12 protein-coding genes are annotated in these 13,977 nt (G+C 33.6%); 3 read left to right on the plus strand and 9 right to left on the minus strand.

Annotation, left to right across the window (positions count from 1 at the left end):
• Positions 1-8: 8 nt before the first annotated feature.
• The 3 genes from Q7I96_02180 to Q7I96_02190 all read left to right on the plus strand — a co-directional run bounded on the left by Q7I96_02180 (position 9) and on the right by Q7I96_02190 (position 2,867).
• Positions 9-221 (plus strand): DUF2180 family protein, encoded by a 213-nt coding sequence (locus tag Q7I96_02180; protein MDO9626421.1) that lies wholly within the window; start codon positions 9-11, stop codon positions 219-221.
• Entirely contained in the window at positions 221-970 is a 750-nt protein-coding gene (locus Q7I96_02185; GenBank protein ID MDO9626422.1) for an MIP/aquaporin family protein, read from the plus strand. Before Q7I96_02180 ends, Q7I96_02185 begins: the two co-directional genes overlap by 1 nt.
• Positions 971-1,148: 178 nt before the next feature.
• Positions 1,149-2,867: a histidine kinase dimerization/phosphoacceptor domain -containing protein gene (locus Q7I96_02190; protein MDO9626423.1), complete on the plus strand. Its 1,719-nt coding sequence runs from the start codon at positions 1,149-1,151 to the stop codon at positions 2,865-2,867.
• A 138-nt stretch (positions 2,868-3,005) separates the two neighbouring features.
• On the opposite strand, the gene Q7I96_02195 is transcribed toward Q7I96_02190, so the two are convergent.
• From Q7I96_02195 to rpsB, 9 genes are all read right to left on the minus strand, one after another.
• Complete coding sequence (locus tag Q7I96_02195) at positions 3,006-4,241, minus strand: LL-diaminopimelate aminotransferase (protein MDO9626424.1); 1,236 nt, start codon at positions 4,239-4,241, stop codon at positions 3,006-3,008.
• 105 nt (positions 4,242-4,346) lie between these two features.
• Complete coding sequence (locus Q7I96_02200) at positions 4,347-6,065, minus strand: glutamate--tRNA ligase (protein ID MDO9626425.1); 1,719 nt, start codon at positions 6,063-6,065, stop codon at positions 4,347-4,349.
• Between the two features lie 360 nt (positions 6,066-6,425).
• Positions 6,426-7,415: a short chain isoprenyl diphosphate synthase IdsA gene (gene idsA, locus Q7I96_02205; protein ID MDO9626426.1), complete on the minus strand. Its 990-nt coding sequence runs from the start codon at positions 7,413-7,415 to the stop codon at positions 6,426-6,428.
• Positions 7,415-8,764 (minus strand): RNase J family beta-CASP ribonuclease, encoded by a 1,350-nt coding sequence (locus tag Q7I96_02210; protein ID MDO9626427.1) that lies wholly within the window; start codon positions 8,762-8,764, stop codon positions 7,415-7,417. Before Q7I96_02210 ends, idsA begins: the two co-directional genes overlap by 1 nt.
• 1 nt (position 8,765) lies before the next feature.
• Entirely contained in the window at positions 8,766-9,818 is a 1,053-nt protein-coding gene (gene fni, locus Q7I96_02215; protein ID MDO9626428.1) for a type 2 isopentenyl-diphosphate Delta-isomerase, read from the minus strand.
• Positions 9,819-10,293: 475 nt separating this feature from the next.
• Positions 10,294-11,112 carry an isopentenyl phosphate kinase gene (locus Q7I96_02220; GenBank protein ID MDO9626429.1) on the minus strand — a complete coding sequence of 273 codons (819 nt, stop codon included), beginning with the start codon at positions 11,110-11,112 and terminating at the stop codon, positions 10,294-10,296.
• A gap of 205 nt (positions 11,113-11,317) precedes the next feature.
• Positions 11,318-12,298 carry a mevalonate kinase gene (gene mvk, locus Q7I96_02225; GenBank protein MDO9626430.1) on the minus strand — a complete coding sequence of 327 codons (981 nt, stop codon included), beginning with the start codon at positions 12,296-12,298 and terminating at the stop codon, positions 11,318-11,320.
• A 77-nt stretch (positions 12,299-12,375) separates the two neighbouring features.
• Positions 12,376-13,215, minus strand: a complete 840-nt coding sequence (locus Q7I96_02230; protein ID MDO9626431.1) for an MEMO1 family protein — start codon at positions 13,213-13,215, stop codon at positions 12,376-12,378.
• A 144-nt stretch (positions 13,216-13,359) separates the two neighbouring features.
• Positions 13,360-13,956 (minus strand): 30S ribosomal protein S2, encoded by a 597-nt coding sequence (rpsB, locus tag Q7I96_02235; protein MDO9626432.1) that lies wholly within the window; start codon positions 13,954-13,956, stop codon positions 13,360-13,362.
• Positions 13,957-13,977 lie beyond the last annotated feature (21 nt).

Genomic DNA, 13,977 nt, shown 5'->3' on the forward strand with positions numbered 1-13,977 from the left:
TGAATAAAATGAAATGTTATATCTGTGCAGAAGAAGGAAAAGATAGTGATGCTGTGGCCATTTGCATTGTTTGTGGAATGGGTTTGTGCATGAAACATTCTATAAGAGAAGAAACTGAAGTATGGTCCGGGGGTTATCCATTTCCCGCTGAAAAAATGGATAAAACCTTGCCAAGAATTTTATGCCGTTATTGTTACGGGGCACTTAAAGAGGGATCTTAATGGTTTCCATAGCAAAAAGATCACTGGCGGAGTTTATTGGAACATTCTTTTTAGTTTTTTTTGGAGCAGGAGCTGCAGTAATTACTTTAATGATTAGTAAGGGTCAAACACCCCCTAACAGCTTTAATATAGGTATTGGTACTTTAGGTGGTTTTGCAGATTGGTTAGCCATAGGTTTAGCATTTGGTTTAGCAATAATGGCCAGTATTTACGCTTTTGGAAGAATATCTGGTTGTCATATAAACCCCGCAGTCACCTTGGGATTATGGTCTATAAAGAAATTCCCTTCCCGTGATGTAGGACCTTATATAGCTGCCCAGTTAGCAGGGGCCAGCGTGGCCAGTATATTATTCGCATCCATAGTAGGAATGAGTGCTGTTACCGTAGGTGGTTTAGGAGCTACAGCCCCGTTTCCTGGAATCGGGTATGTTCCAGCCATAATTGCTGAGGCTATAGGTACATTTCTGTTGATGATCACCATTATGGGTGTAGCGGTGGATAGAAAAGCCCCGTCAGGATTTGCAGGCATAATAATCGGATTAACCGTAGCGGGAATTATTACTACTCTGGGAAATATAACTGGAGCATCAATAAATCCCGCCCGAACATTTGGGCCTTATTTAGGCGATTTGATATTTGGTGGGGCTAATTTATGGTATTATTTCCCTATTTATGTGATAGGGCCCGTAATTGGTGCCATATTAGCAGCTTTTACTTATCAATACCTGTACAGTGACTTGGAAAACTAATAAATACTTTAATTATTTTTTTTATTTTATAATTATTAGTAACAAATATTAACCAGATAATTGACTTTTTATTAATCTATTATTTATATAACCTTACTAAAATTTAATAATTAATGACATTTTTAGTAAATTAATTTTATATTAAAAATAAAAATTTTTGCAATCTTGGAGGGAATTTATGGCAATTTTAATAAATAGAGATGGAACGATTTCTTTCAGAAATGCATCAATAATATCCCTATTAATTTTAATTATATTTACAATCACCATCCTATTTTTTAGAAATGATACCTATATTAAATCAGCTTTCAGTGACATAATTACCCCTCTAATAAATTTATTGGCAGTAATTAGTTTGTTATACGCTGCCAAACTTTCAAAAGTATATGGAAAAAGAGTATATTTGGCCTGGTTGATTTTAGGTATCGGACAGTTATTTTTTACTCTGGGAGATATCTCATGGGGATATATAGAGCTTTATTTAAATCAAAGTCCTATTTTTTCCATATCGGACATATTTTATTTAGCATATTATCCATTATTTGTTTTAGGAATATTTTTATTGCCTCGAGCTCATTTTAATAGATTAGATTTATCAAAAATTGTTTTAGATATTTTAGTTGTTGGAATAACAACAGCTATGTTGTTATGGACATTTCTAATTGTTCCATTATTCACGAATGTGGAAGGAAACCTCCCATCAGCATATTTATTTTTATCTTACGTTATTTTAGATTTTATGCTATTATTCGCTTTATTAGACTTGATTTATAGCAGAATCAATAGTATAAAAGAAAATACATTATTTTTATTAGCTGCAGGTGTATTTTTTCAGATAATTAGTGATATATTTTTTATTTACCAAACAATTCATGGAACTTTTGAATCCGGCAGTTTAATAGATATTGGTTGGATAAGTGGATTTTTACTTATAGGATTAGCCGGCATACTTCAAATCAATGCATCTATTCAAAAACGAAACGGAAATCCTGATAAATCTAAAAATAAAACTAAAGAAGCAGTAATTCGTCCAGAATGGACATCTTATTTGCCATTCATTTGGATAATTTTAGCTTATTTGACTTTCGCCTGGAGTTACCATCAGAAACAGCTAACTAATTTAGAGACAGTAATATGGGTGGGAACTCTAATTATTGCATTAGTAATCATCAGACAAATAATCTCCTTTAGAGAAATAAGACAGCTTTATAATTCAGCGGAAGATGAGATTTTAAAACGAGTTAAAGCAGAAGAAAAAATAAAAGAATCATTAGAAGAAAAAGAAGTGCTTCTTAAAGAAATCCATCACAGAGTCAAAAATAACATGCAAATCATATCAAGCATTCTAAGCTTGCAATCACGACAAATTACTGATCCTGAGACCATTAATATCTTTAAAGAAAGTCAAAGCAGAGTAAAATCCATGTCCATGATACATGAACGGCTTTATAAATCAGAAAACCTTTCAAGTATTAATTTTGGTGAATACATTAACAGTTTATCCTTAGATCTTTTAGGAACCTATGCTTCTAATCCTGACTTAATAGAACTGAATATTAATGCCGAAAAAATTGAAATAAATATTGATACTGTAATTCCTTGTGGCCTGATATTAACCGAACTTGTTTCAAATGCATTTAAATACGCATTTCCCGAAGAAAGAAAAGGTAAAATAACAATTGATTTCTATAAAGAGAGAGATTTATTTACACTTAAAGTAAGCGATAATGGAGTAGGACTTCCCAAGTCATTAGATTATAAGAATACTAAGTCATTAGGCTTATTGCTTGTAAATTCATTAATAAACCAGATTGATGGGGATTTAACTCTAGAAACATCTGAGGGAACAACATTTATCATTAAATTTAAGGAAATAACTTACAAAAATAGATCCTAACACATATTATTCATTTAAATTAATTACATTAATTAATAGAATTTACAAATAACCTATTTATTGTAATTAAATTTAAAAATAAGTATTTATAAAAAGACTTTTATGAACCTTTTAATTTTTAAAATAGGAAAAGAAAATTTAGATGGATAATTTTGAGATCCTATCCATAGCTTCTTTAGTATTTTCCAGAGTATTGAATGCAGTTATACGGAAGTAACCTTCTCCACTAGGGCCAAATCCTACCCCTGGAGTTCCCACAACATTGGCTTCAGTCAATAGCAAATCAAAGAATCCCCAGGAATCCATACCTTCCGGGGTTTTAACCCAGATATAAGGGGAATTTATACCACCATAAACATTTAGGCCAATTTCTATCAAACTTTCCCGAATGATAGCTGCATTTTTCATGTAGTATTCAATTGATTCCGCGATTTCTTTTTGTCCTTCATTACTGTAAACTGCTTGTGCTGCTTTTTGTATAGGATATGAAACACCATTGAACTTTGTAGTCTGTCTTCTATTCCACAAGGGATTAATGGCCTGAGCATTGCCTTCTTCATCATATCCCATGAGTTCTTTAGGTACCACAGTATAAGCACATCGGGTCCCCGTGAACCCTGCATTTTTAGAAAAACTTCTAAATTCTATGGCCACCTCTTTGGCTCCTTCTATTTCATAAATACTATGAGGTATATCATCTTCAGTTATGTAAGATTCATAGGCAGCATCAAAGAGAATTATGGCCTTGTTTTTTCGGGCATAGTTTACCCATGTAACCATCTGGTCTTTGTTTAGAGTAGTTCCAGTAGGGTTGTTAGGGAAACACAAGTAAATCAAATCCACTGGTTCTGATGGTAGTTCCGGCACGAAATCATTTTCCGCTGTGCAAGGGAGATAAACAAGCTTTTGATACCTTCCATCTTCACCCATAGGGCCTGTTCTACCAGCCATCACATTAGTTTCCACATAAACTGGGTAAACTGGATCAGTTACAGCCACTATATTATCCAGACCAAATATTTCCTGTACGTTACCCGTGTCACACTTGGCACCGTCACTCACAAAAACCTCGTCCTCAGAGAGTTCTATTCCTCTTGGTAGGAAATCATTTTCAATAATATCCTTTATTAAAAAAGAATAGCCTTGCTCAGGCCCATAACCCATAAAAGTCTCACTCTGGCCCATTTCATCCACTGCTTTATGGAATTCTTTAATAACTGCTTGGGGCAAAGGCCTAGTGACATCCCCTATCCCCATACGAATAATAGGTGCATCTGGATTTTCTTCCTGGAATTTATTCACTTTTTGATTGATTTCAGCGAATATATAGCTGCTTTTAAGCAATAAATAGTTTTCATTTATTTTTACTGGCATAATACCACATTATCCTTTTTAATATTATTTTAGTGAATTTAATGATAAATTACATGAAAATTTAAATATTTTATTTTAAATTAATATCATTTCATAAATATGAAATTATTTATGGGTGAAGTAGAATTTTATCTTTTCTGATGTTATTTCATCCACCCGAGCAAATCCAAATCTTTCTAGTTGGACTTCATCATCTACTGAAAGTTTTCTGCAATCCGGTTCACAGAATCCTTCAACAATACTTGCATCAGGCATTACCACTTCTGCAGAAATATTATCATCAGCAGGAACCCACTGAACTACTTGGGCCTTTATAGAGCGGGCATCTTCAAAAGATTGGCTGTGATAGATAACATTTTCACCATTGAGAGAAACATTTACGGCATCCATTAACCTTAAGATTTTTCCATCGCTTCCAGCTTTAATTTCAGATTCAGATTTTTCAGAAATGGTAGCTTTTAAATCGTCCGCTGCTAAATAAACTTCACCATTAAATAGTAAATTCCGCTCTCCTCGCTCTAAAAAGTCAGGATGTAGGGGCCTTTCAATATTTTGACATACTTCATCTGGAACCTCTTGAATGGTAACTCTTTTTGGTTTCCACACAAAGAAATAACGGTTTGCAGTCTCCTCAAGGATATTACGGTTTAATCCATAAACTTTTTTCCAACTTATAATTGAATCAGAAATTTTAGTCCCAATTTCCTTCATTAATTCCTGAATGGAATCTGGAGTGATTCCTCTTCGAGCAATAGCTCTAATAGTTCCTAAACGAGGGTCGTCCCATCCCCAATATTTTCCTTCTTCAATTCCAGCAAGTGCTTGGGAAGTACTTAAGGCCACATCATCCATTTTAAGTCGCCCATAGTGAATAAATGCTGGAATTTCCCATCCAAAGTGGCTGTAAAGATAAGATTGTTTTTCTGAGTTGGCCAAATGGTCTTTTCCTCTTAAAACATGAGTTATTCCCATTAAATGATCATCTACAGCCACTGAAAAGTTCATCATAGGATAAATTTTGTATTTAAAACCGATTCTAGGATGTTCTGCATCCACAATCCTCATAGCCACCCAATCACGAATCGCAGGATTTTTATGATTTATATCAGTTTTAACTCTTAAAACAGCGTCACCTTCATCCATATTGAACATTTTTTCCCAGGATTTAAGACTTTCTTCTACAGATGAGTCCCGACATGGACAAGGCTGACAATTATCCTTTAACTTCTTGAATTCTCCTCCATCACAAGAGCACATATAAGCCTGGCCTAATTCAATGAGTTTTTTTGCATAATCATAATATATGGGAATTCTATCACTTTGAATAAATGTTTCATGACACTCTACTCCCATCCAGGCCAGATCTTCAGGAATCATTTCATATGCATCCATGTAAACTCTACGTGGATCTGTATCTTCAATACGCAGTACTAATTTACCTTTGTACCGCTTTGCATATTCCTGGTTTAAAACTGCTGCTCTGGCATGACCAATATGTAGCGGTCCGCTTGGATTAGGGGCGAATCTTAAAACAACATTTTCATGAGGTTCAGGTAGATCACTTAGGCCTTTTTCCTCAGTTTTCTTTTTTTCTTCTACTTTACCACCTAACTTTTCAAGTTCAAATGATTGATCTTCAAAGCTCAGGGAATTGACTTTTTCAACCATTGATTTTGCTAGTGGAACAATCTTTTTGGATTCTTTTCTGAGTTCCGGCTCAGAACTCATTATTGAACCAACCACTGCCCCATCATTGGCCTTGCCCTTGTGTTTAATTGCATTAATTAGAGAATATTTATAAATCACATTTTCTAAATCACTCATAGAACCACCCATTGAATAGATTTCTATCGTTATATTGAACTTTAAATTGAAAATACCGTGTATATAAACTTTCCAGTGCAGGTAAATTAATTGTGTTGCCTGATTGGAGCAGTAATTCGTTACAAATCTGACTTTGATTAATATCAGATATAATAAATTGAATATACTAAAATATAATAATATATAATTAAAATTTTTAAATAAGAATTAATAAAATTTAAGAAAATTCAATAATTTAAACTAATTATCCATTTTTAGATAGGCTATGATTATTTAAATCTCTGAATAAATTACTTAATTAATCTTCTTAAATTAATTTAAGACAATTTATAGTTATTTAATTATTTATTTTATCATCTTTTAATGCTGTCTTTGTAAAACAAAATCAGCAATCAATAAAAGTGCATCTTTTGCTTCAGAATCATCCAATATATCAAGTAGTTCCTTCGCTTTCTTCACATTATCCAGGGCCAAATCGTGAGCATATTGAATGGAACCATATTTTTCAAAGATACTAATGGCCTCATCTACCCTATCTGGATTATTTTCTTTAAGAATAGTAATTAGAGTTTCTTTATCTTCTGGAGAAGCCTCTGCTAATGCCTTAACCACCATTAAAGTCATTTTTCCTTCAACAATGTCACTACCCACAGGTTTCCCCAATGATTCTTCATCACTTATAACATCCAAATAGTCGTCTTGTATCTGGAAAGAAAGGCCAATTAATCTACCATACTCGGATAATGCTTCCACCTGCTCAGGATTTCCTCCACCCATAATAGCCCCGGCCTTGGTAGCAGCAGCTATTAATGCAGCGGTTTTTTTGTAGATCATATTCATATATTCTGATTCCTTAACATCGAATTGTTCTTCAAAGCTCATATCGCAAGCTTGGCCTTCACATATTTTTATACATGAATCAACTACTACTGCTAAAGCTTCATTAACTCGCTTATAAGATGAAACATCGATCTTTGTCCTAATGACAGTTTCAAAAGCCTTGGAGAATAGAGTATCCCCTGCTAGAATAGCCATAGGTTCACCCCAAAGAACATGCACTGATGGTTCTCCTCTGCGCATGTCATCTTTGTCCATTATATCGTCGTGAATCAATGAGAAAGTGTGGATCAATTCTATAGCTGCTGCTGTTTTTAAAGCGTATTCTGGTTTTCCACCTACCGCCTGACAGCTTAAAACCGCAAGAGACGGCCTTATTTTTTTCCCGCCAGCACTTGTAAGGTGATTTGATGAATCACGAAGTGCCTTTGGATTAATACTTGATAATGCTTCTTCAATTTCATGATCAATGCTTGCAGAATATTTTTTTAGAATTTCGATTACTTCACTCATCAAACCCCTCCATCAAAAACTTGTGCTTGTCCATTTCTAAGTACGTGAACATCATTACCCATTTTATACCCTTCTTCCTCAGCAAGTTCTGCATAAGCAGATAACATGTTAAGATCCCCATGTGATGGAATGATATGTACTGGGTTTAGCATTCTTATAAAGTCCCGGTGGTCCTCTCTTCCAGCATGCCCTGAAACATGAGCATTACTGTATATTCTGGCCCCACTAGAACCTAAACGTCTTTCCATAAGATTTCTATTTGCTATATTCATAGGATTAGGAATAACCGGAGCAGATATTACTACATTGTCTCCTCTTTGAATATTAAATTGAGTTTTTGCATTAGCAATACGAGGTAGTAATGCATCAGGTTCTCCCTGGTGACCGGTTGTAATTAATAAATAATCTTCTCTTTTATCTTCCGCCCGAGCAAGCGCCTTGCTTACAGATTTAGGACTTCCATAAATACTGGCATTAGGTGGAAGTTTAAGAATACCCATTGTTTCTGCTAAAGAACAATATCTCTCCATTGAACGGCCCAAAAGTAGCATTTGACGATCACTTTGGCTTGCTATATCACTAATAGCTTGAATTCGCTCAATATGTGAAGAAAAAGTGGTGACCACCATTCCCTCCTTTTCTTCCATTGGGCCTAACATAATATCTTCTAATACCATTTTAGCTACTTTTTCAGAGTGAGTCTTTACTTCTTGCATCTCTGCTGCTCGAGTAGTCTCCACTATAAGTGCTAGAACTCCTTTTCGTCCTAGTTCTCTTAGCCGGCTGTAATCAGGTGGAGAAGATATTTTCTGGTGATTATCAAATTTAAAATCATTAGCATATACCACTATTCCTTCAGAAGTATGCAAAGCTGCCATAACTGCTTGAGGAATACTGTGAGTAGCATTAATAAACTCCAAGGTTATATCAGGAGATATTTGACATTTCTCACCAGCATTTAAAACCTGTAGCCTATTGGTAACACTAAATTTCTTTTCTCCTTTGATAGTTCTCTCTAAAAGAGCTAGAGTATAAGGTGTAGCAATAATAGGTGCCCCATATCTATGGGCTAACTTGGCTACTGCACCAATGTGATCCAGATGCCCATGGGTGAATACAATGGCCCTAACCTTTCCATCGACATCTTTCATCAGAGTATCGTCTGGAATAACCCCTCTTTCAATTAAATCTAAACTATGCATTCGTGATATATCAGTATCTTCATGAATGTGTAATCGGTCCAGGTGGATTCCCATGTCAAATATTACTACATCGTCTCCTACCTTCACAGCAGACATGTTCTTTCCTATTTCTTCATATCCACCAATAGCAATAACTTCTACGCTCACGTTATGACCTCCTTGCGTATTTTTGTGTATCAAAGCCCCTTTCTTGTAACCATTCTCTTGTTTGGCCCCTTATAATTAATTTAGATGATTTTAATTCCTCTAAATTAGATGCCCCAACCAGAAACATGGCTACTTTTAAAGACTCTTGGAATCTTTCAATAACTTTAATTATATCTTTATAACCAATATAAGCTTCTTTTAAAACAGGTAAAGCAATTCCCACAGATTCAGCTCCGAGAGCAATTGCTTTTGCAGCATCTAAGCCACTCCTTATTCCTCCAGAAGATAATACTGGAATATTAACTGACTGAGTTACTTCCACCGTACTAACGGCTGTAGGTATTCCCCAGTCCCAATATAAATCACCCATATAAGTATCATCAGCGCGGTAAGTTTCCACTGCAGCCCAACTGGTTCCTCCAGAACCTGCTACATCTATAGCATCAACACCTTTTTTTTCTAAAAGTACTGCGTCTTCAAAGGAAATTCCAGCTCCAGTCTCTTTAGCAACTACTGGAACATCTACCGTTTTTACTATCTCTCCAATGGAATCTAAAAATCCAGTGGCATCTATATCACCTTCAGGTTGAATAGATTCTTGTAAAGGATTTAAGTGAACTGCCAAAGCATCAGCATCAATCATTTCAACTGCTTGATGTGCATATTCTATTTGAGGAGCTCCTATATTCCCAATTAAAAGAGAAGAAGGTGCTTCTTTTCTGGCCACATCATAAGTATTAATAAGTTCTGGGTTTTCAATAGCAGCTCTCTGGCTTCCTAAACCCATACCAATACCTAATTTATCAACTGCTTTAGCTAATTCTCTATTTAATGATAAAGCAGAGGGATGGCCCCCAGTCATGGCAGAAATAATTATGGGAGAATTTAGTTCTTTCCCTAAGAGTTCTGTACTTAAATCAATTTTTTCTTTGTTTAATTCGGGCAATGCTCTATGAATAAATTCTATATCATTAAACCCTGTTTTTTTATTCTTATACTGCACATCGCAGTGCGCGCATATTAATAAATGTTCCAACTTCCTATCTGAAATCATTTTAACGTCCCTTTGTAATTAATCATTGTGATTTATTAAATAATCGTTTAAATAATCAGGAATAATAAAACCCAAACTAACCCAGAAAATTTTAAATACTTTTTATAAAACATTTCAAATTAAGTTGGATTTTTTTGGTATTTATTACCACCAAATTAATATTTTTATGCAATAATATGTTTTTATCAGAATATTAAGAATTATTTGTGATATTCATTGATCCTTTAACCTATTTAGTAACACTTAACATATAATATTGATTATTTTAATGCTATTTTTGTTTTTCTTAAGTATAATTTTAATTAAGTAACTAATTAGCAACTAATCAAATTATTAACATTAATGCAAATTGAAATTGATAATCATGAATTTTTAATAAAGAATTTAAAATATCATTAAGTAATTTAAAGCAAATTTATTATAAATCAAATATTGTATATAATGATTATATATCTAATTTAATATTTCAAACTGTTTATTTCTTTCTTATAGTAGTACCCAGAACTTTTTCACCATATAATGCATTTTGAACAAGATTTTCGTGTTCAGCATTAATGATCTCAGAGGTTATTCCAATTTCAGCTAGTTCTAAAAGTTCTTTAATTTTTCCAACCATGCCTCCGGTGACATCAATATTGGTTGTGGAATCCAGTGATTCCAGATCTTTTAATGAACTAAGCTCTGAAATTAATTCTGCATCTGAGTATTTTTTAGGATTTTTATTATATACTCCATCTACGTCTGTGCCTAAAATAACTCTTTCAGGCCTTAAATTTTTGGCCAGATAATTTATGATTTGGTCTCCAGAAACCACAGCCATTTTAATAGTTTCTTCTAAATCAGAAACTACATCGCCATATATAACTGGAACAAAACCATTTTCAAGATATTTTTTTATTATATCTAAATCTGCTAGTTCAATTCTTTTATTTCTAGTAATTATAAATGAAGAAGGTTGTATAGACACTACAAAAATCCCTTCTTCAATGAGAGCATCACATACCATACTATTTAATTTTTTAACCCATTTTTGAGTTAAAGAGAATCCAATTTTCTTTTTTTCAAATTCTGCTTCACTGGAAATTGTATTTCCAATCTGATATTCACTGGCAAATGGATGTCCAAAGGACCCTGCACCATGAACAATAATTAATCCATTAGAATCATTGGTATTAAGATGATTTAAAGCATTTTTAATTTCTTTAGATATTCTTTTGAGATTTTTATTATTTATAGTAGGCGTTTTAGCACCTTTTTCAGTAATTATGCTTCCACCAAGCTTTAAAATCATCATAATTTGCACCTTAACTATGTATAAACTATAATTGTTTTAATGGACGTTATATTTAGATATTACATTATTATTAATAAAATATTAGATATTTATTCAAATATTTCATTCTATTAACTATTTCAGCATATAATCAAATTCTAAATATTCATATATTTCCGTGTATTAACTATTTCAGCATATAATCAAATTAAACGTCTTAGTTTAATTATTTATGGATTATTATGCCTTTTTTTGAAAAATCAGCTTTTATAGCATTTTCCTTTTTTCTAAGTTCCGCAAGAACCTGGTTTCCATTGCCATTACACAAAGCAATCATACTACCCCCACCACCAGCTCCTGTGATTTTGGATCCTATAGCTCCAGCTTTACGAGCAATATAAACCATATCTGAGAGTTCAAGAGTATTTACTCCTATAGCATCAAGAAGGCCATGATTAATGTTCATTAATTCCCCTAATGCTTCCATTTTCTCATTACTTAATTGATTCAGGTTAAGTAAAGATTTTGCTTCATTGGTAATCTTTCCTATAGAATCAATAACGGGATCCATAATTTCTGGATTGGAATCTCTTCTTTTTTTTACACCAGCAACCATTTCACCGGTGTTGCCTCTACTTGAAGTATAACCAATCACTATGTAATCTTCTAAATCTGATTTCAAAGAAATAACTTCAGAATTTTCAGATAGATAAATTATGCCACCAAAGGCACTAATTGTAGTATCCAGAGGACTAGCTGATCCTTGAACTTTAATTTCAATTTCATGAGCCATTTTAGCAATTTTGGAAACAAAAATATCTCTTTGATGATAATTTTCCAGAGCAGCTAGAGTGGCCACCGTAACTGCAGCTGAGGATCCTAGTCCTGCACCAATAGGCATTTCCATATCCAATATTATATCAATAGGAGATACATCGTGAAGTTTTAAAACAGCCTCAAGAACATATTTAACAATACCCGAATGGCCTTTAATTAACTTTATATTCCCCTCAATCAAGTCAAGTTCTGCTTTTAGATTTAAAATAGGGGATTCAAAAGTAGCAATATTAGTATTATTAATATTTCCTTTTTTTATGGTTATGGTGGCTCTTTTATCAACTGCGAAAGCAATAGCTGGTTTACCAAAAACAACAGCATGCTCTCCAAAAAGAATGGCCTTTCCCGGTGCAGAAGCTACAGATTGCATATAATACCTATATATAGATCTAGCTAAGTAAAAAATTGTATCAGATTCTTAAAAAAGATTAATAATTGAATTAATGACTACTTAAAAACAGCTGAAGCATATCCCACTACAGACGAAAAATCACCAGTGATATCACCACTAGTAGCATATTTCAATAGTTTTCCATAAGAGGCATTTAACATCTTGGAAACTAAAATTGTGGTTGCTACGGGACCATAACCACACATAGTAACATTAATTTTGGAAATTCTATCCATCATCTGTTTTTCGTCCATTTTTTCAATGGATTCCAGTACATAATGGTCATTTCTAGAAGCTACTTCCTGCGTTTCATAATGAGTAAAATCCGTGCTGGCAATAATAACTACATCTCTTTCAAGTTTATGTATTGCATTTATTAAAGCCCTAGCAATTTCATGGGAAGTTTCCAAATCCTGCATCCAAATAGATATAGGCACAATTTTAAATTCCTTTTGGAAATATTGTAAAAAAGGAATATGAACTTCGCAGCTGTGTTCTTGAGAGTGTGCGGTTAAATCAGAATCTAAAATACGAGAATCGTTCAATAATTCACTGGCAAATTCCGTATCTATTTCAACATCACCTAAGGGAGTACTCCAAACTCCTTCCTTTGCAACAGAAACCCCATAACCAATTCCCGTGTGATTAGGGCATAATATAATAAAAGTTTCTGGAAAACCGTCTTTTACAATCTCAGAATAAGAATGGGCAGCAACAGGCCCAGAATAAATAAATCCTGCGTGGGGTGCAAGAACACCTTTAATTTCGCGATTATTACCCTCTTCAGGAATTTGTCCAGGACCTAAACTATGTTTAAAACACCATTCAATTCTCTTTTTTAGAGATTCCGGATCATCTTCATAGAAAATTCCTGCCACTGAAGGTTTCCTTATCATAAAATCACTGCCGATTTTAATCTTTTTATAATATTTTAATGTTTAATAATCTTTAATAAATCAATTCAATAATTAAATAACAATATATTGAATTTTAATTTATGAATCTTTATTTGATACAATTTAATTAAAAAATTTAAGTTATTAGATTTTCAGCTCAAATTCAGTAGCTGGAATATCTAAGTCTTCATCTTCTTTAATTATGCCTTTTTGCCTTAGTAATTGTCTGGCCAGTAACCAGTAAACAAGAGCAATGGCCTTTCTACCTTTGTTGTTAACAGGAAGAGCAAAGTCAACATTACCTAGTAAGTTCTCAGTATCACAAAGACCAACAACAGGAATTCCTATTTGTTTAGCTTCAATAATGGCCTGAGAGTCAGATCTAGGATCAGTTACAACCAGTACTTTTGGTTCTATAAATTTAGCATAATTAGGATTGGTTAAAGTTCCAGGTATGAAACGTCCAGGTATAGTTTTAGCACTGGTAACTTGCCCGAATTTTTTTACAGGAGCTTGTCCGTATTGTCGGGTAGATACAACTAATATATCGTCAACATCATACTTGGCTAAGAATTTTGATGCTTCAATGATTCTATCATTGGTTTTGCGAACATCCAAAACATACAAACCATCAGATCTTACTCGATAGATGTATCTTTCCATATCTCCAGTTTTCTGTTGAGTTCCAATGTGTAAACCTGCTGCTAAGTACTTGTCCAGTGGGATTAATAGTTCTGACAAAATATCACCTCATTTTTAAAA

The sequence above is a fragment of the Methanobacteriaceae archaeon genome (genome assembly GCA_030656015.1).
GTDB lineage: Archaea > Methanobacteriota > Methanobacteria > Methanobacteriales > Methanobacteriaceae > UBA349.